General features: G+C 39.5%; 17 protein-coding genes and 1 tRNA gene. 3 read left to right on the top strand and 15 right to left on the bottom strand.

What is annotated here, in order from left to right; all coding sequences use genetic code 11:
* Position 1 precedes the first annotated feature (1 nt).
* Together HV560_RS09565 and uvrA are read right to left on the bottom strand one after the other, a co-directional pair.
* Positions 2 to 934, bottom strand: coding sequence for an ABC transporter permease (locus tag HV560_RS09565; RefSeq protein WP_176812738.1), 933 nt, complete (start codon positions 932 to 934; stop codon positions 2 to 4).
* Positions 935 to 1,141: 207 nt separating this feature from the next.
* Positions 1,142 to 3,970 (bottom strand): excinuclease ABC subunit UvrA, encoded by a 2,829-nt coding sequence (gene uvrA, locus HV560_RS09570; protein WP_176812862.1) that lies wholly within the window; start codon positions 3,968 to 3,970, stop codon positions 1,142 to 1,144.
* A 156-nt stretch (positions 3,971 to 4,126) separates the two neighbouring features.
* Here uvrA and HV560_RS09575 point away from each other — a divergent pair, with 156 nt between their 5' ends.
* Entirely contained in the window at positions 4,127 to 4,648 is a 522-nt protein-coding gene (locus HV560_RS09575; RefSeq protein ID WP_176812739.1) for a single-stranded DNA-binding protein, read from the top strand.
* Positions 4,649 to 5,027: 379 nt separating this feature from the next.
* On the opposite strand, the gene HV560_RS09580 is transcribed toward HV560_RS09575, so the two are convergent.
* Entirely contained in the window at positions 5,028 to 6,377 is a 1,350-nt protein-coding gene (locus HV560_RS09580; RefSeq protein ID WP_176812740.1) for a GntP family permease, read from the bottom strand.
* 187 nt (positions 6,378 to 6,564) lie between these two features.
* Here HV560_RS09580 and HV560_RS09585 point away from each other — a divergent pair, with 187 nt between their 5' ends.
* Positions 6,565 to 7,080 carry a gluconokinase gene (locus HV560_RS09585; protein ID WP_176812741.1) on the top strand — a complete coding sequence of 172 codons (516 nt, stop codon included), beginning with the start codon at positions 6,565 to 6,567 and terminating at the stop codon, positions 7,078 to 7,080.
* A gap of 48 nt (positions 7,081 to 7,128) precedes the next feature.
* On the opposite strand, the gene gntR is transcribed toward HV560_RS09585, so the two are convergent.
* Positions 7,129 to 8,124 (bottom strand): gluconate operon transcriptional repressor GntR, encoded by a 996-nt coding sequence (gene gntR / locus HV560_RS09590; protein WP_176810250.1) that lies wholly within the window; start codon positions 8,122 to 8,124, stop codon positions 7,129 to 7,131.
* Positions 8,125 to 8,624: 500 nt separating this feature from the next.
* Between gntR and paeA the strand changes: the two genes are divergently transcribed.
* The gene (paeA, locus tag HV560_RS09595) at positions 8,625 to 9,914 is read left to right on the top strand and encodes a polyamine export protein PaeA (protein ID WP_176812742.1); all 1,290 of its coding nucleotides are present in this window, start codon (positions 8,625 to 8,627) and stop codon (positions 9,912 to 9,914) included.
* A gap of 110 nt (positions 9,915 to 10,024) precedes the next feature.
* On the opposite strand, the gene HV560_RS09600 is transcribed toward paeA, so the two are convergent.
* From HV560_RS09600 to hflK, 11 genes are all read right to left on the bottom strand, one after another.
* On the bottom strand, positions 10,025 to 11,116 hold the full coding sequence (locus HV560_RS09600; protein WP_176812743.1) for a lytic murein transglycosylase: 1,092 nt from the start codon (positions 11,114 to 11,116) through the stop codon (positions 10,025 to 10,027).
* A 2-nt stretch (positions 11,117 to 11,118) separates the two neighbouring features.
* A complete protein-coding gene (gene truB / locus HV560_RS09605) occupies positions 11,119 to 12,042 on the bottom strand; it encodes a tRNA pseudouridine(55) synthase TruB (RefSeq protein ID WP_176808852.1) in 924 nt (307 codons plus the stop codon).
* Between the two features lie 2 nt (positions 12,043 to 12,044).
* A complete protein-coding gene (rbfA, locus tag HV560_RS09610) occupies positions 12,045 to 12,425 on the bottom strand; it encodes a 30S ribosome-binding factor RbfA (protein ID WP_159629153.1) in 381 nt (126 codons plus the stop codon).
* Positions 12,426 to 12,535: 110 nt separating this feature from the next.
* Positions 12,536 to 15,043, bottom strand: coding sequence for a translation initiation factor IF-2 (infB, locus tag HV560_RS09615; RefSeq protein WP_176812744.1), 2,508 nt, complete (start codon positions 15,041 to 15,043; stop codon positions 12,536 to 12,538).
* A 22-nt stretch (positions 15,044 to 15,065) separates the two neighbouring features.
* Positions 15,066 to 16,562 carry a transcription termination factor NusA gene (nusA, locus tag HV560_RS09620; protein ID WP_159629147.1) on the bottom strand — a complete coding sequence of 499 codons (1,497 nt, stop codon included), beginning with the start codon at positions 16,560 to 16,562 and terminating at the stop codon, positions 15,066 to 15,068.
* A gap of 20 nt (positions 16,563 to 16,582) precedes the next feature.
* On the bottom strand, positions 16,583 to 17,044 hold the full coding sequence (gene rimP, locus HV560_RS09625; protein ID WP_176808855.1) for a ribosome maturation factor RimP: 462 nt from the start codon (positions 17,042 to 17,044) through the stop codon (positions 16,583 to 16,585).
* A 225-nt stretch (positions 17,045 to 17,269) separates the two neighbouring features.
* A tRNA-Met gene (locus tag HV560_RS09630) sits at positions 17,270 to 17,346 on the bottom strand.
* Between the two features lie 48 nt (positions 17,347 to 17,394).
* A complete protein-coding gene (locus HV560_RS09635) occupies positions 17,395 to 19,548 on the bottom strand; it encodes a transglycosylase SLT domain-containing protein (protein ID WP_176812745.1) in 2,154 nt (717 codons plus the stop codon).
* A gap of 130 nt (positions 19,549 to 19,678) precedes the next feature.
* Positions 19,679 to 20,977 carry an adenylosuccinate synthase gene (purA, locus tag HV560_RS09640; protein WP_176812746.1) on the bottom strand — a complete coding sequence of 433 codons (1,299 nt, stop codon included), beginning with the start codon at positions 20,975 to 20,977 and terminating at the stop codon, positions 19,679 to 19,681.
* A 183-nt stretch (positions 20,978 to 21,160) separates the two neighbouring features.
* Positions 21,161 to 22,048 (bottom strand): protease modulator HflC, encoded by an 888-nt coding sequence (hflC, locus tag HV560_RS09645; RefSeq protein ID WP_176812747.1) that lies wholly within the window; start codon positions 22,046 to 22,048, stop codon positions 21,161 to 21,163.
* 2 nt (positions 22,049 to 22,050) lie between these two features.
* Complete coding sequence (hflK, locus tag HV560_RS09650) at positions 22,051 to 23,280, bottom strand: FtsH protease activity modulator HflK (RefSeq protein ID WP_176812748.1); 1,230 nt, start codon at positions 23,278 to 23,280, stop codon at positions 22,051 to 22,053.
* Positions 23,281 to 23,391: the final 111 nt, after the last annotated feature.

The following is a 23,391-nucleotide window of genomic DNA, read 5'->3' on the forward strand; positions in this document are numbered from 1 at the left end:
CTTAACCTCTCTTACCCAACAATTTCTGTTTGATTTTTGGTAATGCTAATACGATAACCACTAATAATGCTGTAATTAAATTCAGATCTTGCGGACCAAAACCAATACTATTGAGCGTCTCGTTATTTAATGCCAGAGCGATAAAGAAACGATATAAAATTGAGCCGATAATAACCGCAAAGGTGAGCCAAATAATACGTTTAACTGAAAAAATCGCTTCGCCAATAATCACCGCGGCTAACCCTATCACGATAGTGCCTACACCAATAGAAATATCTACCCCGCCATTACTTTGTACATATAATGCCCCACCTAACGCAATTAAAGCATTAGAAATTGCCATACCTAAAATCGTCATTTTATTAATCGCAATGCCTTGCGCCTTTGCCATACGGCTATTTGTGCCTGTTGCTCGAATGGCTAAGCCTATTTCGGTAGCAAAAAAGAGGTCAAATAGGCATTTCACGATAACAACAACAAGTAATGCCATCACGAGCCGAACTAAGGCTAATTGCAGATCGCTTTCAATAGTCATCACATCATAAATTGTGGTTTCGCCGAGAATCGCAATGTTGGGCATTCCCATAATGCGTAAATTAATCGAATAAAGGGCAATCATCATCAAGATACTGGCAAGCAGTTTCTCAATTTTAAAACCGATATGCAGACAGGCTGTAACAATGCCCGCAGCAGCACCCGCTAATGTGCCGTAAAGCGTTGCCAACCAAGGATCAACTTGATTTAAAATGCTAATGACACACACCGCACCACCTAGTGGAAAACTGCCATCTGCTGTTAAATCAGGAAAATCCAGAATTTTATAAGAAATGAATACGCCAAGTGCAACAAGGGCATAAATCAAGCCTAACTCTAAGGCACCAATCCAGGTGATATTACTTAAAAAGAAACTTAAAAAATGAATAATCGCGTCCATTGGTCATTTTATTATGGTTAATTGATTGAGAAATGCACTACTATAATAGTACAAATTTGGAAGGCATTTTACGCTATTTTTAAGAAAAAATCAGCTACTTATTTGTCTTGCAAAGGCTAAAGAAAAAGCTAAAACACAAGCGGTCATATTTCCTTTGCATTTTGCAATCGCAAAAAAGAGTAAAAATATGACCGCTTGTATGCAATATTAGCCTTTAGCCAATATCTCTTTTAAAAACCTTGCTGTATGAGAGCGTTTATCTTTAGCAACCTGTTCAGGTGTGCCCGTTGCGATAATCTCGCCACCGCCACTACCGCCTTCAGGGCCGAGATCTACAATCCAGTCTGCGGTTTTTATTACATCTAAATTATGCTCAATCACAACAATCGTATTGCCTTGATCACGCAAGCGATGTAATACACCGAGTAACTGTTTAATATCTGCAAAATGCAAACCTGTGGTTGGCTCATCTAAAATATAGAGGGTTTTGCCGGTGTCTCGTTTAGACAACTCAGTGGCTAGCTTGACACGCTGAGCCTCTCCTCCTGAAAGTGTGGTAGAAGATTGCCCTAAGCGGATATAAGATAATCCTACATCTATCAAGGTTTGTAACTTACGAGCAATCATCGGCACTGGAGCAAAAAACTCTCTCGCCTCTTCCACTGTCATTTCTAACACTTGATGAATGGTTTTACCTTTATAACGGATTTCAAGTGTTTCACGGTTATAACGCTTACCTTTACAATGATCGCAAGGTACATAAACATCGGGTAAAAAGTGCATTTCTACCTTAATAACACCATCTCCTTGACAAGCTTCACACCGCCCACCACGCACATTGAAACTAAAACGCCCTACGTTATAGCCTCTTGCTCGAGCCTCTTGCGTGCCTGCAAATAACTCTCGAATTGGCGTAAATAGCCCTGTGTAAGTGGCAGGATTTGAGCGTGGCGTTCGCCCGATCGGGCTTTGATCGATATCTATCACTTTATCAAAATGGGCTAAGCCATCAATAGCTTCATAAGGGGCAACATCGCTATTTTCTGCACGATTTAACGCATTCTGAGCCAAAGGGAAAAGTGTATCATTAATCAATGTTGACTTGCCTGAACCTGAAACACCTGTAATACAAGTAAATAAACCCACTGGAATTTCTAACTTCACTTTTTTCAAATTATTACCGCTTGCACCTGAGAGGGTTAATACTTTGGCAGGGTCATAAGCCACTCGCTTAGCAGGAATTTCAATTTTTTGCTTACCCAAAAGGAATTGCCCAGTAATAGATTCTTCAATCTGCATAATTTCTGACGCGCTTCCCTGTGCAATAACTTGTCCACCATGTACACCAGCCCCAGGTCCAATATCAATAATATGATCTGCTGCCCTAATCGCATCTTCATCGTGCTCAACGACAATCACCGTATTACCTAAATTACGCAAATGAATCAGCGTATTAAGTAAACGCTCATTATCACGCTGATGTAAGCCAATTGAAGGCTCATCTAACACATACATCACACCCACTAAGCCAGCACCAATTTGGCTCGCTAGGCGAATACGCTGAGCCTCTCCTCCAGACAAGGTTTCAGCTGAACGCGAAAGCGAAAGATAATTCAAGCCAACATTAACCAAAAACTGCAAACGCTCACGAATTTCTTTTAAGATCTTTTCTGCAATTTTCTCTCTTTGCCCTGATAACTTAATCTCTTCAAAGAACGCCAGTGCTTCGCCAATACTTTTTTCTGATACCATCGGTAAATTTGTTTTATCTAAGAAAACATACCGAGCCTCACGACGCAAGCGAGAACCTTGACAACCAATGCAAGGGCGAGTGTTGATATATTTCGCTAATTCATCTCTTACTGAATTGGATTCCGTTTCTTTATAGCGACGAGCCATATTATTCAGAACGCCCTCAAAAGCGTGTTTACGCTTAACTTTATCGCCCCTATCATTTACATAAACAAACTCAATCTCTTCTTTTGTGCCATTTAAAATAATATTTTGATATTTTTTAGGCAACTGCCCAAATGACGTTTCCAGATCAAAACCGTAATGCTCCGCCACTGCTTTTAGTAGCCCAAAGTAATAAAAACTACGACGATCCCAGCCTTTAATTGCCCCTGAGGCTAATGAGACATCAGCATTCTGAACAACTTTATTTTCATCAAAAAACTGCTCTACTCCGAGCCCATCACAACTCGGGCAAGCCCCAGCAGGGTTATTAAATGAAAATAAACGAGGCTCTAATTCTTGTAATGAATAGCCACAATGTGGGCAAGCAAAACTCGATGAAAATACCATTTCTTCTGCCTGAGGATCGTCCATGTCCGCAATAACTGCCGTTGAGCCAGATAAATCTAATGCCGTTTCAAAAGATTCCGCTAAACGTGTTGCAAGATCAGACCTTACTTTAAAACGATCTACCACAACCTCAATCGTATGTTTTTTCTGAAGTTCTAATGTTGGAGGATCTGATAAATCGCAAATTTCACCGTCAATTCTGGCACGTAAATAACCGCTAGCGGTCAAATTTTCTAATAATTTTACGTGTTCGCCTTTTCGATCTTTTACAACTGGAGCAAGTAGCATTAGGCGTTTACCTTCTGGCTCTTCCAATACTCTATCCACCATTTGTGAAATCGTTTGAGCCGCTAACGGAACATCATGATCAGGGCAACGTGGTTCCCCCACCCTTGCAAATAGTAAACGCAGATAGTCGTGAATTTCCGTCACCGTTCCCACCGTAGAACGAGGGTTATGTGAAGTTGATTTTTGCTCAATTGAAATCGCAGGTGAAAGCCCTTCAATGTGATCAACATCGGGCTTTTCCATTAAAGAGAGGAATTGACGAGCGTAAGCAGAAAGCGATTCCACATAACGGCGTTGCCCTTCAGCATAAAGTGTATCAAAAGCCAAAGAGGATTTTCCTGAACCAGAAAGCCCAGTAATCACAATAAATTTATCTCTAGGTAAAGTTAAATTAATGTTTTTTAAGTTATGCGTTCTCGCTCCACGAATATCTATATATTGCATCTTTTTTCTATCCACTGCTATTTCTAAATTTTCGAGCATTATCGCATATTTTAATAAAACTGTACAAAATATCAGTTTTTCTGTGTTCAATACGTTAATTTTCAGTTAGAATATTCCACAATTTTGTATAAAGACACAGTAAAAGAAAGAGGTTTTATGGCTGGTATCAATAAAGTAATTATCGTAGGTAATTTAGGTAACGACCCAGAAATGCGTACAATGCCAAATGGCGAAGCGGTAGCAAATATTAGTGTAGCTACATCTGAAAGCTGGACGGATAAAAATACAGGCGAACGTCGAGAGGTTACTGAATGGCATCGTATTGTATTTTATCGTCGCCAAGCAGAAGTATGTGGGCAATATCTACGTAAAGGTTCACAAGTTTATGTGGAAGGTCGTTTAAAAACCCGTAAATGGCAAGACCAAAACGGACAAGATCGTTACACCACTGAAATTCAAGGTGATGTGTTACAAATGCTCGGTAGCCGCCAAGGTAATGATATGAACAACCAACCACAAAGCGGTTGGGGTAATTCAGCACCTGCAGGAAATAGTTATAATCAAGGTAATAGCAATTATAGCTATAGCCAAACTTCAAACTCAGCACAACCACAATCTAAACCTGCTCCACAAGCTGAACCTGCAATGAACAATTTTGATGATGATATTCCGTTCTGAGATACGTATATATCTAAACTGTCAAAATAAATCATAGAGTATCTAGGTAGAGCCTTGTAAAACAAGGCTCTACTTTTTTTACATTTATTTTGACAAGATACTCTCTATTCTATTAAGTGATTAAGAATAGAACTCAGTTCTATAATCTACTCAAATCAAAGAGTAAATTTCAATAGTCATATAAAAAACAAGCGGTCGATTTTCTTCAGAATTTTGTATAATAGATAAGAAAATCGACCGCTTTTAAGAGTTAAATTAGAGTAACCAGCTACCAATCAATGCACAGGCAAAACCAGTTAAACCAATTGAAGTCTCAAGCATTGTCCAAGTTTTTAACGTAGTTAATAGATAAGAAAATCGACCGCTTTTAAGAGTTAAATTAGAGTAACCAGCTACCAATCAATGCACAGGCAAAACCAGTTAAACCAATTGAAGTCTCAAGCATTGTCCAAGTTTTTAACGTAGTTTTTTCGTCCATTTCAAGGAAACGGCTCATAAGCCAGAAGCCTGAATCGTTTACGTGAGAAATAACGGTTGCACCTGAAGCGATTGAAATCACGATAAAGCAAAGATCAAACTGGCTTAAATCTGGCGCAGCCGCCACCATTGGGGCAATTAACGCTGCGGTTGTGGTTAAAGCAACTGTCGCAGAACCTTGTGCGACACGGAAAACCGTTGCAATAATAAAAGCTGCAACAACAATCGGCATGCCCGTATCTGCCATCATTGCAGATAATACATCGCCAATGCCGCTTGCACGTAACACGCCACCAAACATACCTCCAGCCCCTGTTACCAGGACGATAGAACAAATTGGACCTAGTGCGTTATTACAAATTTTCTCAATTTGATCGAGACTACGGTTATCACGCAGAAGCATAATCGCCACAATCAGAGTAATCAATAACGCTATTGGTGTTTTACCAATTAAACGCAAGCTTTGTACCCAAAGTTCGTCGCTATCCACTACTTTCGTAACAGCGAGCGTATTTAAGCCTGTATCAAACAAAATTAAGATGATTGGAAGTAATAGTACCGTCAGTACTTTACCGAAACTCGGCGGATTTTGCACCGCCATTTCATTTGCGGATAAGCCGTTCAAAAATGCTTTTGGTAAATCAACGTGAATGCGCTTACTGATAAATTGACTGAACATATAAGTTCCGATGTACCAAATTGGGATTGCACAAACTAAACCCACTAATACTAATAAGCCCATATTTACGCCAAGTAAATCGCCAGAAGCAACTGGCCCTGGGTGCGGAGGAAGGAAAGCGTGCATCACCGCAAATGCCCCTGCAGACGGGAAAGCATAACGCAGTACTGAGCCGCCAAACTGTTTCGCTACGCTGAAAATAATTGGCAACATCACGACTAAACCCGCATCAAAGAAAATCGGGAAACCAAATAGCAATGATGCCACACCCAGCGCAAATGGTGTTTTCTCTTTACCGAATTTATTGATAAGCGTGTCTGCTAATACTTTTGCACCACCCGTGATTTCGAGCAAACGACCAATCATTGCTCCCAATCCCACCAACAATGCAACAGAAGCAAGCGTACCGCCAAAGCCATTTAATAAAGTCGGCAAGATTTTATCAACAGGAATACCCACAGCCAATGCTGTGAGTAAACTCACAATAATTAAAGCAACAAAGGCGTGAAGCTTAAATTTAATAATTAATACCAGCAATAATAAAATTGCGGCAAACATAATGAAAAGTAACATACTATTTTCTCCACAATAAATTGTTATCGGTAACATAGCGATAAAAACTAAACTTGTAAATAATTCGTTATTTTTTATTTTAAATTTGTGATCTACTTCAAATTTTACATAAATATCAGATGATTTTTCGTTTTAAACTGCTAAATTAAGCTCAAATAAAAGTTACCGATAACACAGGAGCAGACAAATGTCTCAAGGAAAAGCATTTATCTTAATGGGAGTATCCAGCACAGGTAAAACCTCTGTTGGTACGGCTATTGCACAGAAATTAGGCTTGAAATTGATTGATGGGGACGATCTTCACCCTCGTGCGAATATTCTCAAAATGGCAAACGGTACACCTCTAAATGATGATGACCGCCGCCCGTGGTTAGAGCGAATTAACGATGCCGCTTTCAGCCTAGAACAGAAAAGCGAAAAAGGAATTATTGTCTGCTCGGCATTAAAGAAAAAATACCGTGATCAAATCCGAGCAGGCAATGCTGATGTAAAATTCCTATTCCTAAACGGCTCATTTGAGGTGGTGCTGGAACGAATGAAACAACGCAAAGGCCATTTTATGAAGCCTGAAATGTTGCAAAGCCAGTTCAATACTCTAGAAATCCCACAAGCTGATGAGCCTGGCGTATTCTTCATTGATATTGATGGCAGTTTTGAGGAAGTAGTGGAGAGATGTGTAGAGACGGTTAAACCCTTGATTTAAGATACAAGCGGTCTAAATTACAAAAAAGTTTTCAAATCTAACCGCTTGCTACACACTCTCGCCCAAATGTATCTGATACCCTAAATTGATAATCGGGCTTTGTTGCGGTATGCCGTGAATGCGGTCGAGCAGTTCTTGTGCTGCTACTCTGCCCATTTGTAAGCGAGGGGTAATCACACTGGCAAGCTGTGGGGTGAGAGATTGTCCGACATCGTGTCCGTGAAAGCCAGCAATTTTGATCTGCTCTGGCACGATAATGCCTAAACGTTGGCACTCAAATAATGCTCCGATGGCTAAGTCGTCATTGGTACAGAATACACCATCTAGTTGTGGCTGTTGAGCAAGAGCTTGGCGGAGTTGCTCTGCTCCGAGCGTAAAGGAAGAATGTTGTTCAGTCGTAATGTTGAGCGGTATCAAACTGTGTTTTTGCATTGCCTGTTCATAGCCCTGCATTTTAAGTTGCGAGCGTTTATCCATTCTCGCCCCAAAGTAGGCAATATGGCGGCTACCACGTTGGATCATCGTTTCCACCATCGCTTGTGCTGCAGAAATGTTGTCAAATCCGACCGCTTGTTGAATGCCGCCTTCACACTCCATTATCTCAATCACAGGAATTTGAGCCACTTCCAGCATTTTCAGTGTGCGAGCGGAGTGATGATTTTCAGAGAGAATAATTCCATCAACGTTATAAGAAAGTAGCGACTCAATCCTCTTCTCTTCCTTTTCTTCGCTATAACCGTAGTGGGCGAGCATCGTCTGATAACCTGCTTGGTCGGTAATCTGTTCAATGCCTTTGATCACATCCGCAAAGACTTGGTTAGTGAGTGAAGGAACAAGCACGCCAATCGCTCTACTTTTGGCGTTAGAGAGAATATCAGGAGCACGATTTGGAATATAACCAAACTGTTCTATCGCTTGTGCAATGCGTTCACCAGTCTCTTTCGCTACCATGTTTGGATCACGCAAAAAACGGCTGACGGTCATTTTAGTAATGCCGAGATAGGAAGCGATATCTTGCAAAGTAGGACGTTTATATTTGGTCATTTAGAATACGTTGAGTAGTAAAAATATCGCTCATTATATGCAAAATTCTACGTAAAAACGACCGCTTGCAGCTAATCCTCCCGAAACTCTTCGGGGTGCTATTTTTATAGCCAACTTGGCGCTAGCCCAACCTGACTTTCGCCATTACCGTAGCCTTTTGCCAGATTCCCACCAGAGGTAATGCCCCCCTGCACCAGTTAAGGTTAAAGCCATCGTTATCGCTTTTTCCTCTACCGTGCGTTTGTAAAATAAGGTGTCAAAATTATGCCAATTGCCTTTTATGTTGACAATTTAATTTGATTGGTGATAAATTTAAAGTGCAATTAATTGATTTATAGATAACTTTTTTAATCATCGGTGCATTTTTAAATAAACTCAACATTGTTCTGCACGCTGAAAGTTAAATCAAGCCAACTGATTAAGGTGCAGATTTTTTTATATTTATTCACTTTAATATACACATCCCCTAATTTTATTCTAACAATTAAGCCCCATATATTATGAATTTATTTGAAGCTATCTTAATTTTGGTTGCACTTGTTATCATCAGTGCGATCATCTCCTCTGCTGAAATTTCACTAGCTGGTGCTCGTAAAATCAAATTACAGCAACTGGCAAATGAAGGTAATGCAAAAGCCAGCCAAGTCTTAAAATTACAGGAACAGCCTGGGCATTTCATTACTGTTGTTCAAATTGGACTCAATATGGTTGCGATTTTAGGTGGCGTGATTGGTGAGAGTATTGTTAGTCCTTTTGTCTATTCACTACTTTCTCAATATAGCCAAGCTGATTGGATAGAAAGCATCAGTTCTTGGTTAGCCTTTATTTTTGTTACCTTTACCTTTATTTTATTTGCTGATCTCATTCCTAAACGGCTGGCAATGGCTAACCCAGAAAAAATTGCTTTACAGACTATAGGAATAATGACATTTTTCATCACTGTATTTAAGCCATTAGTTTGGTTATTTGACATTATTGCAAACACAATTTTTAAACTTTTCAAATTACCCACTATTCGAGAAGATAATATGACATCTGAGGATATTTTTGCAGTAGTAGATGCAGGTACTCAGGCAGGTATTTTAAAAGAGCAAGAGCAATATTTAATTGAAAATATTTTTGAAATGCAGCAACGTACCGTTACCTCCACAATGACAACACGCGAAAATATAATTTTCTTGGATCAGAGTTTTAATCAAGATCAAGTGCTAGCTACTATTAAAGAAAATCCGCACTCTAAGCTATTGATTTGCGATAAGTCTATCGACAAAATTTTAGGTTACGTAGAAAGCCATAATATTTTAACACTCTATCTGCAAGAAAAGCAGGTAAAACTAACCGAAGCTAACGTATTACGTAAATCGCTATTTATTCCAGACACTCTCTCTTTATATGAAGTATTGGAACTCTTTAAATCAACTGGAGAAGATTTTGCCGTTATCGTTAATGAATATGGATTAGTAGTAGGTATTGTTACTCTCAATGATGTAATGAGCATTGTAATGGGTGAATTAGTGTCTAACGAAGAAGAACAAATTGTTCAACGTAATGAACACTCTTGGCTTATTGATGGTGCAACACCATTAGAAGATGTAATGCGAGCATTAGATATTACAAATTTTCCTAATGCAGAGAATTATGAAACTATCGCTGGTTTTATGATGTATCTATTGCGTAAGATTCCTAAGAAAACCGATTTTGTATTATGGGATAAATATAAATTTGAAATTATTGATACCGATAATTTTAAAATAGATCAGGTGATGGTTTCTATTCGCAATGATACATAGCCATAATAGCATTAGCTCCGTTTAAAAATTCTAAAACCATTCTGAATAAAGCACGCATTTAGATTTTGAGGGCAGCATAGTTTGAATTCCTCTTACTATGCTTTTCGCCTCTATTGCCCAACTGAAGCTAGAATTCTGTCTGCAAATTTACCAATGCTTATACCGAAGTTGTTTGATCTATTCCAATCCATTAAGGTACGAAAGTTATTAGAAACTAAAAAGGCTCTTCCTGCTTCTTTATCAGGACGAATAAGCCATAACTTTTTACCATTTAAGCGTGCCATTTTCGCCACTTCTTGTTGATTAGGATAAGCTAAATAAACGCCTAATGTTTGCCAATTTTCTAACATTTTTGCTTTATTATGTTCAATGCCTGAAAAACTTAAATCAATTGGGGCGGATAAATTAACTTCAACACCCCAAGGTAGTTGATTATCCCAACCTACCGTTGAAAGATAATTAGCAATTGAAGCAAAAGCATCAGCCTTATTATTCCAAATATCTTTTTTGCCATCATTATCTCCATCGGCTGCATAGGTTAAATAAGAGGTTGGCATAAATTGAGTCTGCCCCATTGCTCCTGCCCAAGAACCTAATAGCTCATCACGATTAATCGTACCGTTGTCGAGCATTTTCATTGCATTCACAAATTCTTGTGTAAAGAGCTTTTCACGACGACCATCAAAAGCAAGGGTTGCCAATACGGAAAGTACATCAAAACGACCTTGGTGACGACCAAAACTACTTTCCATTCCCCATAATGCTAAAATATACTCTTTTTGCACCCCATATTTTTGGCTGGCACGATTTAAATCTACACTATAACTATACCAACGTTCTACCGCCTGGTTCACCTTGGCTTGATTAAGCACTTTATTCAAATAATTCGTTACTCCATTTGGATTTGGCGGAGGAGGCGGTAAATTTGGATTACGCTTACGAGCAGCTTGCTGTTGATCTAATTGCACTGCTCTTGCATTGTAATGAATAAATTTCTGTTCATTTAATGTTTTTGTTGAAACGCCTGCACCCGCGGCTTTCTGCTTCAAAAAATGCACATACTCATTAAAATGGTCTATTGTACGTGATTTGCCATATTTCGCCGCTAAGTCTAAACGTGAGTAATGTTCTGAATTATCACTTGAACAAGCTGCAAGGGCTAAGGAAATAATCACGAGTGGTAAAGAAAATATTGATTTCATTTTTATTCTGTTAAGTTAATCATTCGGCTAGGGCGGATTACATTATCGTGAGTCATTTCAGCTATACCCAGAAATTGCTTATCATCGGAATATAAACGCACCAAACCATAAATTTTATCGGGGTTATCAAACCTCACTCTTTGGCCAAAACCAACTGCTTTAGTTTGCTGTTCAGTTAAATTGATTTTTGCTAGTGAAGAAACTGCCGTATCCATTTCCAATAAATGCTTATCTAGTTCTACAAGCGGTTGATTTTCGACTAACTTTTGCAAATCCACATAGCTCATCATTTTATCAATAGGATAATTCGCTACTGCAGTACGGCGTAGCATCGTCACGTGAGCACCACAACCAAGCACTTCACCTAAATCATCAATCAGAGTACGAATATAAGTGCCTTTTGAACAATGCACTTCAAGGGTTAAAAATGGTGCATTGTACTCAATAAAATTCAGCTCAAAAATAGTAATAGGACGTGCTTCACGTTCAACGGTTATTCCTGCTCTTGCATATTCATACAAAGGTTTTCCGTTATGTTTTAAGGCAGAAAACATCGTCGGTACTTGCAAAATATCGCCACGAAATTGATCTAAATTCGCTAAAATATCCGCTTCTGCCACCTTCACCTCTCTTGTTTCAACTATCTGCCCTTCAGCATCCGAGGTATCCGTTCTTTCACCTAATTTAGCTGTGACCAAATAGCGTTTATCGGAATCCAATAAAAATTGGGAAAATTTGGTTGCTTCACCCAAACAAATTGGCAACATACCTGTGGCTAGAGGATCTAACGCACCCGTATGCCCAGCTTTATTCGCTTGAAAAATGCGTTTTACCTTTTGCAGAATATCATTTGAGGACATTCCCTGCGGCTTATCTAATAAGAAAACGCCGTGAATATCACGGCCACGCTTACGAGGTCTAGACACAATTAGTCCTCTTTATGCTTTTCTTCGTCATTTTTAATCACCGTAGAGACAAGGTTAGACATACGCATACCTTCTACCAATGATTCATCATAAATAAAGCGTAATTCAGGCACAATTCGCAAACGCATTGCCTTACCGACTAAAGTACGGATATACGGACTTGCTTTCTCCAAGCCCTTCATACCTTGTGAGATCGCATCCGGATCGTTATCAAATAAGAAAGTTACAAAGATTTTGGCATAAGCTAAATCTCTTGAAACTTCTACATCTGAAACCGTTACCATTCCAATACGGGGATCTTTTACTTCTCGCTGTAAAATTACCGCCACCTCTTTTTGCAACTCTTGAGCCACGCGGTCGCTGCGTTTAAATTCTCTGGACATTTTCTATTTCCTATAAAGGGAAAGGCACGGTGTGAGAAACACCCGTGCCGTTAGCTCGCAAGCGGTCAATTTTTACAAATTTTTTGTAAAATCAGACCGCTTGTTGATGATTAGATAGAACGTTTAATTTCAACGATTTCAAAGACTTCGATTTGGTCACCAACTTTTACATCGTTGTAGTTTTTCACACCGATACCACATTCCATACCGTTACGCACCTCGCCTACGTCATCTTTGAAACGACGAAGAGATTCTAATTCGCCTTCAAAAATCACCACGTTATCACGTAATACACGAATTGGGTTGTTACGTTTCACGATGCCTTCCGTTACCATACAACCTGCAATTGCACCAAACTTCGGATGACGGAAAACATCACGCACTTCTGCCAAGCCAATAATTTCTTGTTTAAACTCAGGCTGTAACATACCTGTCATTGCGGCTTTCACATCATTTAACAGTTCGTAAATGATAGAGTAATAACGCAAGTCAATACTTTCTGCTTCAATCACACGACGAGCAGAAGCATCCGCTCGAACATTAAAGCCAACCATAATCGCATTTGAGGCAGCAGCTAAGGTTGCATCAGTTTCAGTAATGCCCCCCACACCAGAACCAATAATTTTCACTTTCACTTCATCGGTTGAAAGCTCTGTTAATGATTGGCTAATAGCTTCAACAGAACCTTGTACATCTGCTTTCACAATGATGTTCAATTCTGCCACATCACCGGCTGCCATATTGCTGAACATATTTTCCAGCTTCGCTTTTTGTTGGCGAGCAAGTTTTACTTCACGGAATTTACCTTGACGATATAAAGCTACTTCTCGGGCTTTTTTCTCATCACGCACAACCGTTGCTTCATCACCCGCTGCTGGTACGCCTGAAAGACCTAATACTTCAACTGGAATTGATGGACCTGCAGAATCAATATCCTTACCATTTTCATCACGCATTGCTCGAACACGTCCATATTCAAAGCCACAAAGAACGATATCGCCCTTATTTAACGTACCTGATTGAACAAGAATAGTTGCAACTGGGCCACGGCCTTTATCAAGGTAAGATTCAATTACTACACCACTTGCCATACCATCTTTTACAGCCGTTAATTCTAGCACTTCCGATTGAAGCACAATCGCTTCTAGTAGTGCATCAATCCCCATACCTTGTTTCGCTGAAACGGGCACAAATTGCACATCTCCACCAAATTTTTCCGAAATAACTTCGTGTTGTAATAATTCTTGCTCAACACGATCAGGATTTGCTTCTGGTTTATCAATCTTGTTTACTGCAACAACTAATGGCGCACCTGCTGCTTTTGCGTGTTGAATAGCTTCAATAGTTTGAGGCATTACACCATCATCTGCTGCCACTACTAAAACAACAATGTCAGTTGCCTTCGCACCACGAGCACGCATTGAGGTAAAGGCTGCGTGTCCTGGCGTATCTAAGAAAGTAATCATCTTACCTTCATCAGTTTCAACGTGGTATGCACCAATGTGCTGCGTAATACCACCCGCTTCTCCTGCTGCCACTTTCGCTTTACGAATATAGTCAAGTAATGAGGTTTTACCGTGGTCAACATGCCCCATAATAGTTACAACTGGCGCACGAGTGACTTTTTCTGCGTTGGTATCACGATCTTCTAAAATAGCTTCTTCTAATTCATTTTCTTTACGAAGAATCACTTTATGACCTAACTCCTCTGCAACCAATTGTGCAGTTTCCTGATCGATAACTTGGTTGATAGTAACCATTTCGCCCATTTTCATCATCATCTTGATGATTTCTGTCGCTTTAACTGCCATTTTGTTTGCAAGTTCGGCTACAGTAATGGTTTCACCAATTACAACATCTGCTTTAACAACTTGTGCAGGTTTAGTGAAAGCTTGTTGCAACGAGCCTCCTTTCTTGCCCTGCTTACCTTTTCCTTTTACTTCTTTTTGATTACGGCGATCTGCACTACGTTCATTCTTATCATCTTCACGTCCGCCTTTCTTCGCCTTCGCAACAGCGGCTTTATTGTTACGACCGCGACTATGTTCACTACGATGGTCATTATCGCGATCAGCTTCACGTGCGTAAGATGAAGTAAAACGATCATCATCAAAATCTTCATTGCTATTATCCCCAGCATCTTCAAGCTCAATTTCTGCTAAGCGACGTGCATTTTCTGCTGCACGTTTAGCTTCCATTTCTGCTTTTTGCTGAGCTAATTCTTCTTGCTTACGGCGTAATTCCGCTTCTTCTTTACGCTTCGCTTCTTTTTCCGGATCAACCGCTTTTTCTTGCTTCGGCTGCTGTACTTTCGGTTTATCTTCTTTTGCTTTGCTATTTGGCATTACTGGCACAGAAGGCGCTTTACTAGCGGTCAATTCTGCCGATTTTTTTGCAGCTTCTTCTTTAGCTGCTTTCTCTCTTGCTAGTTTTTCAGCCGACTCTTTTTCTTGTTTTGCTTTTGCTGCTGCCGCTTTTTCTTGTAATGCTTTTGCATCAATTTTAGGTTTTTTCTCTTTTACTTCAACCGCTTTTACCTTACCACTGGTAGTAGTTGTATTCACTTTACTCGCTTTACGAGTACCTCCAAGCGAAAGTGTTTTTTTCTCTTCAGTCATCTTTTTATCCTCTTTGCTTAGCTTAGTTGAACCAACAAATTTGACGTGCTGCCATAATTAACTCGCCTGCTTTCTCTTCTGATAGCTCTTCAATATCCGCTAAATCATCAACACCTTGCTCTGCAAGTTCTTCAAGCGTAGTGATTTGTTTTTCAGCTAACTTGAATACAATATGGCGATCCATACCTTCAAGCGTTAATAATTTATCTTCAACTTGTGCTGATTTTAATAATTGCTCTTCTTCCAACGCTTTCTTTGTAATCGCATTTTTAGCACGAGATTGCAATTCTTCCACTAAGTCTTCATCTTCTAAACCATCAATAGCAGTTAAAGCATCAACTGGCACATACGCAATAGCTTCTAATGAAGTAAAGCCTTCTTCAATTAATACTTGAGCAAACTCTTCATCAATTTCTAACGCGGAGGTTAGTAAATTGATTACTTTGCCATCTTCTTCAGCATTTTTCTGGGTTAATTCTTCATTTGTCATCACATTTAACGCCCAACCCGTTAATTGAGTTGCTAAGCGTACGTTTTGACCGTTACGACCAATCGCTTGTGCTAAATTTTTTGCTTCAACGGCAATATCCATTGAGTGAGCCTCATCGTTAATCACGATAGAGCTAACATCCGCTGGTGCCATTGCATTAATCACAAATTGTGCAGGATTATCATCCCAAAGTACGATATCCACACGCTCACCACCTAATTCATTGCTGATTGCTTGAACACGAGCACCACGCATCCCCACACAAGCACCGACGGGATCAATACGTTTATCATGCGTTTTCACTGCAATTTTTGCACGAGAGCCAGCATCACGAGCAGAACCTTTAATCTCAATAACACCTTCGCCAATTTCAGGCACTTCAAGTTTAAATAACTCTTCAAGCATTACTGGTTTTGCACGGGTAACAAAAAGCTGTGGACCTTTTGATTCAGGCTTTATCTCATATAACACACCGCGAATACGGTCGCCAGGGCGGAAGTTTTCACGAGGAATCATATCTTCACGCACAATCACTGCTTCACCTTTAATATCTTCAGTTTTGCCAAGTAGTTCTAGAAAAATATTATCACGAGTGACTTTCTTAACGGTTGCAATGATAATTTTTCCTAAATCCGAACGGAACTCATCAATAATCTTAATTTTCTCAGCTTCACGAATTTTTGTTTTAACCACTTGACCAAAAGTCTGAATTGCCACGCGACCAAATTCGATAGACTCGACTTCATCTTCAATAAAATCACCTAATTGCATCGTTGGATCTTCAAATTGTGCAGCTTCTAAGCTGATTTCACGAGTCATATTATTCACAACATCAACAACTGCCCAACGGCGGAAAGTTTGAAAATCACCCGTTTTGCGATCAACAACCACACGTACATCAATATCTAAATCGCGGCTTTTCTTAGTAGCAATCGTTAAAGCGGTTTCCAATGCTTCAAAAATTGCTTCTTTTGGTAATTGCTTTTCGTTTGATACCGCTTCCGCAGCTAATAAAATCTCTTTACTCATTTTTTCATTTTGCCTTAATCTTAAAAATTAAAAACAGGAACTAAATTTGCTTTTTGAATATTGCCAAATGCAAATTGACGATTTTCGTTATCTATTGTTAGTGAGATGAAGTCGCCCTCAACCGCGTTGATTTTCCCCTGCCATTTACGACGATCTAACATTGGAATGCGTAAATGAATAACGACATCACGCCCAATAAAACGCTCATAATGTGCAACAGTAAAAAGTGGTCTGTCTAGCCCTGGTGAAGACACTTCTAAGTTATATTTATCTGTAATCGGATCTTCAACGTCAAAAATCGCACTCACTTGGCGGCTCACATCACTACAATCATCAATAGTGACACCACCTTCTTTGTCAATATATAAACGAACCGTTAAAAAACGCCCCGCACGTTGGCATTCAATGCCAACTAATTCAAAGCCTAATGCTTCAATAGAACCAAGCACAAGGTCTTCTAGTTTTTGCTCTAATGTTGCCAAGTCAATCTCCAAATATAAAAAAAGCCAGATAAACCAGCTTTGATACGTTAATTCCTGTACCAATTTCCGTAAAAAAACCCCAGACGGGAAACCGTGGGGCTTTAAGCGGTTTGTTTTATGATGTTGAAGACAACAAGCGGTCTTTTTTAGCGAATTTTTTGTAAATTTGTAAAACATCATATAAAACAAAACTCACAACTTTAACCAAAGCTGTGAGCTTAAAACTGGTTGCGGGGGCTGGATTTGAACCAACGACCTTCGGGTTATGAGCCCGACGAGCTACCAAGCTGCTCCACCCCGCGTCTGATGCGTTTGATTATAGGCTTTTAAGATAAAAATGCAAGTACTTTTTAATATTTTCGATCTAATTCTTCTTGATAGAACATTTTTAACTCATTTTTTGCCTTCATATCACTATAAAGCATCTGATAATAGTAATCATAAGCCAACACATTTTGTACATAGCCTCGGGTTTCATAAAAAGGAATGCTCGCAATAAACTCATCCATTTCTAAAGTTCCGTTACTACGGCGAAGCCATTGTGCCACTCGCCCAGTTCCTGCATTATAAGCTGATGAAATTAAAACCCGATTGTTAGGATATTTCTCATTTAGCTCCATTAAATGAGTGGTGCCAAGCATAATATTGTTAAAAGGCCTAAATAAATCTTGCTCGCCACTAAACGGTAATCCATTATCTTTTGCCGTTTTCTGAGCAGTCGTTGGCAACATTTGCATTAACCCTCTCGCATTAGCATACGATTGAGCCTGCGGATTCCACGCACTTTCTTGGCGAGCAATCGCTTGGGCAAAGGATTGAGTAATTTTCTTACCCATCAAATTCAAATCAAACCAATTGGAATAGGCATTTGGCAAACGTAAATCAATATGGTCGAATGCTTTAATTTGAATCGTACCTTCTACTGCTAAATCATACCAACTGTTTTCTTTCGCATATTTGATAATGGCAAGCTGAAGTTTAGTTGGTGAGAGCTCACCTGAAACTGGCTTAACATTGTTGATTAAGTAAATCCAAACTCTTTTTGCTTGATCAAATTGCCCTAATTCACGCAACTCACGAATACGTTCCAGTGCGTTTTCATACAATGAAAGTTGCTCAGGTGTTAAACGAGCAACTTCAATAATCGGCAACTGGTATGCCACGCCTAATTGTTGAGCCGCAAGTATCGGATAGAACCCTCGCTCTTTTGCTAATTGCTCAAACGCTGTTCTACGTTTAGCTTCATTCTTTTCAACTTTGGCCGCCCAATAACGCCATTCAGCTTTTTCCCTGCCCTGACTTGAAAGCTTATCTAACCAATCAACTAAATCTGTCTGTTGCAAAATTGCCAGACGTAATCGCCGTTCTAACAAATTATCAGAGCCTAATGTTTTAATTTGCTCATCACGCCATAGCTGAAAAGTAGGTTCCTCATTATCAAAGTGTCGGCTGATAAAATCAATTTTTAATGTTTCAAGTTCATTCTCGCTAAATTGGTATTTGTCCGCCCATAATTGGTATTGCTCAAATGTCAAATTATCCAACTTCTCTGGTTGCGAACGAATATATTTCGGTAATAATGCCAAAAGAATTGCTTTATTCTCAGCCTTGAACGAAGAGTCAAGCGGTTGATTTTCTATAAAATTTTGCAATTCTTGCGGATTATTAGCCACTTTCTCTACTGAATTTAACCACGTTTTCAACCCCTCATCCGTTACATTAAGCGATAAATTAGCCATCTCTGCATTTGCATTTTGTCTAACTAATTCGACCGCTTTCAAACGCACTTTTTCATGAGTTTTAAAGCCCCGATCTCGCCAGTAGCTTTCTAAATTTGCACAATCAGAGGTTAATTTAGGCGTCGCAAGCCAAAAATTATCGAACTCTTGCACTAATGCCAATAATTCAGCGTTTTCCACTTGTTGCTTAGTAGCTTCTGGATTGATTTGAGCATTACTCGCAGCTATCTCATAACGAGCAGAAAATAAACGGCATTGATCCACTAAGCGAGTTGGCTTTATCTTTTTGGCGAATTCCAGCAACTCAGCAAATTTCTGCTCACGATAAAGTTTCTCAAAAGAAAAATTCTGCAACTGCCTTTGATATAAAGAATCAGGGTATTTCTCAGCAAACGCTTTAATCTCATTTTCTGTTGCTTGCTCTAGCACCATTTTTGCATTTAATAGCTTCCATTTTGCCTCCATTTCTAATGGATACCCCGATAAAGTGGCTAATAAATGCTGGATAATCTGCTCCGTTGACGATGATAAATGTTTTTGGCTCAACGCGGCATCGACTAAATAACTTATTTGCTGAAAATTTTCTCTCTGCTGTAAACGCTGGTTTTCTAATTGCTGCAACTCTTTTTTATAACCCATCAACCAGTCATTTTTTAATTGCTTTAATTCTGTTTCGGTATAATTTCTTGAGAGCTCTTGCCCAGCACCTGTCGCAAAGGTATATTGGCTTGCTAAAAATACGGCAAGCCACGCCTTCTTCCACATAGTATTCTCCTCAGTCGATTGTTTTAGGAAAAAATAGGAATGTAAAATGGTTAGGAAGTCATATTTTAAAATAAAATCCAACTTAAATAGATAAAAGAAAGCTCGCTTTATGCGAGCTTCTTTCCATTGATTATGCTGCAAATGGATCACGTAAAATCATTGTTTCTACACGGTCTGGTCCTGTTGAAAGAATATCGACAGGCACACCCACTAATTCTTCAATACGTTTAATATAATTTAATGCAGCTTGTGGCAAGTCTTCACGCTTAGTGACACGGAACGTATTCTCAGACCAGCCTGGCATCGTTTCATAAATTGGCTCTATGCCTTCCCAGTCTCTTGCTGCAAGTGGTGCATACTCCTCGATTTTACCGTTTGGCATTTTGTAGGCAACACAAATTTTTAACTCTTTGAAGCCGTCTAACACATCCAATTTAGTCATACAAAAACCAGAAATAGAGTTGATTTGCACCGCTCTGCGAACAGCCACCGCATCAAACCAGCCACAGCGACGAGGGCGACCTGTCACTGCACCAAATTCTTTTCCTTTATATGCAATTTCTGCACCAACATCGTCAAATAATTCCGTGGTAAAAGGACCACTCCCTACACGAGTACAGTAGGCTTTGATGATGCCAAGTACATAGTCTAAATGACGAGGACCAAAGCCAGAACCAGTTGCCACACCACCAGCCGTCGTGTTTGAGCTGGTAACAAATGGATAAGTACCGTGGTCAATATCTAGCATTGTACCTTGGGCACCTTCAAATAATATGTTATCGCCATTTTCACGAGCTTCGTGAAGCAAGGTTGTGACATCAGCCACCATTCCTGTAATCACCTCTGCAATTGCAAAAACGTCATCCAACGTTTTTTGGTAATCGATTGCTTCCACTTTGTAGTAATTAACTAACTGGAAGTTATAGTAGTCTAAAATATCCCTTAATTTTTCCGCAAAATGTGCTTTATCGAATAAATCACTCACACGCAATCCACGTCGAGCTACCTTATCTTCATACGCTGGTCCAATTCCACGCCCTGTTGTGCCAATTTTATTTTTACCAAGTGCCGCCTCTCGTGCATTATCCATCGCAACGTGATAAGGGAGAATCAGCGGGCAAGCCTCAGAAATTTTTAAACGCTCACGCACATTAATACCACGCGTTTCCAATTCACCCATTTCTTTCATCAACGCTTCAGGTGAAAGTACCACGCCGTTGCCGATTAGGCAGGTTACATTATCACGTAAAATACCTGATGGAATAAGGCGAAGAACCGTTTTTTCACCATCAATAATAAGCGTATGGCCTGCATTATGACCACCTTGATAACGCACGACATATTTAACACGATCGGTCAATAAATCTACAATTTTTCCTTTACCCTCATCGCCCCACTGAGCGCCAAGAATAGCAACACTTTTACCCATAAATGCCCCTTTAGTTAGAATAAATAATGACGATCTATTACAGCCTAATCTGATAAGCGGTCAAAATTTTATGATTTTTTACTCACTATGCGTCTGCAAAATTTGATAAAAATTGAACCGCTTGTAACGCTAACAGATCGGAAAATCAAAAACCCGATACAAGATCGGGTTTTATAGATACAGCTATTTTGTTGGTGCTTGCATAAAGCGTAAAAATTCGCTATTTGGCTTTAACAACATTATATTATTTTGCCCTTCTGCAAAGCTCTCTTCATACGCTTTTAAGCTACGCACAAAACGATAAAAGTCGGATTCATTACCAAATGCGTTAATGTAGAGCTTAGCAGCCTCTGCATCACCTTCGCCTCGCAGGACTTGGGCAGTTTTATTCGCACTAGCTAAAATTAACACCACTTTTTTATCCACTTCTGCACGAATAATCTCTGCTTTTTCATTCCCTTGTGAGCGATGCTCACGCGCTACCGCATCTCGCTCAGCACGCATACGTTGGTAAATTGAGGAAGAAACTTCATTCGGTAAGTTAATTTGTTTTACACGCACATCAACCACTTCAATCCCTAAACGCTCTGCACCATCTTCGCCTGTATTTAAAGCTTTATGCGCACCTGCCATCAGCTCACCACGAGAGCCAGACACAATATCTTTAATCGTACGAGAACCAATTTCTGAACGCAGGCGATCGCTCACTTTACGGCGTAATAAGTCTGATGCTTTTTGATAATCGCCACCTGTTGAGGTATAGAACTGACCAAAATCACTGATTCGCCATTTCACATAAGAATCAACTAATAGGTCTTTTTTCTCAATCGTCACAAAACGATCTTCTTGACCATCTAAGGTTTGAATACGAGCATTTAGTACTTTTAAACTATCAATAAATGGTATTTTAAAATGTAATCCTGGCTGATAAATCACCACTTTTTGCTCGTGATCACGCTGTACTTTATTAAAACGCAACATAATGCCACGCTCTCCTTCATTTACAATCGTAACTGATTGCAACACAATAAAAGCGATCACTGAAAGTACAGGCAATAATAATTTACGCATTATTAAAATCTCCCTTTACGTATTTGATCTTGTTTGATTTCTACCTTCGGCTGAACAACTTTTGGTTGCGTTTGCGGTTCAACAACTTGTGGCTGAATTATTTGCGGCTGTAAAACCACTTGCTCAGTTCTCGCAGAAGAATTCATTAATTTATCAAACGGAAGAACATTCAAATTATTACCTGCTGAATCCATCACCACTTTTGGTGTATTTTTCATCACTTTTTCCATTGTTTGGATATATAAACGCTCACGTATTATTTCTGGCGAGGCTTTATATTCAGGCAATAATTTAATTAAACGCTCCACTTCCCCTTTCGCATTTAATACAACCGCTTCTTTATAAGCTTGGGCTTGTTCAATTGCACGCTGTGCCTGCCCTCGAGCAATAGGCTCTTCGCCTCTTGCATAGGCTTCTGCCTCACGAATTAAACGTTGTTCATCTTCTTGCGCTTTAATTGCATCATCAAATGCAGCTTTCACTTCCTCTGGAGGGCGAGCGTATTGGAAGTTTACATCGGTAACCAACAAGCCCATATCATAGGTTTTAATGATTTCACGCAAAGTTGCCCAGGTTCTTTCTCGCACTGTTGCACGGCCTGTAGTTAAAATTTCATCCATTGTCATATGACCAATCACATAACGCAGGGCACTATCAGTTGCTTGTTTTAAGCTATCGTCAGGATTATTTACACTAAACAGATATTTAGCAGGATCTTCCACACGATATTGCACCGTCATTTCAACCTGCACCATATTTTCATCTTGAGTAAGCATTGAGCCATTAGTATTCAATTCAACTACACGCTCTACATTTACACGCTGGACTGAGTCAATAAACGTTGGTTTCCAGTTCAAACCTGGCATTACAATGCTATCTAGCTTACCTAAGCGGGTTACCACACCACGCTCAGCTTCTTGTACAGTATAAAAACCAGAACCTGCCCAAATCACTGCGGCAAGCCCTAAAATATAGGGAAAAAATTTACCTAAACCTGGGGTATTTTGATGATTTGCACCTTTATTAGGCCCTTTACCGCCACCCATTTTTTTCAATAAACTACTGAAAACTTCTTCTAAATCAGGAGGCTGCTGTTCATTTCTTTGGTTATTTCTAGGATCTTGTTCAGTTGCCTGATCTTGCGGTTCTTGTTGTTCTGGCTTTTGCTCCGTTCTCTTCTGACCTGGCTTGCCCCAAGGATCTTGTTGATTACCTGATTCTTTCCACGACATAAATATCTCCAAAATAAAATCGCACTTTCACTCAAAAATGCAAGTTGAAGATTGTACCTATTTGGTAATCATTTGACTAGGCTTATTGGTTAAATAAGCGGTCTTTTTTTA

This window comes from Mannheimia pernigra (genome assembly GCF_013377995.1).
In the GTDB taxonomy this organism is placed as follows: Bacteria; Pseudomonadota; Gammaproteobacteria; order Enterobacterales; family Pasteurellaceae; genus Mannheimia; species Mannheimia pernigra.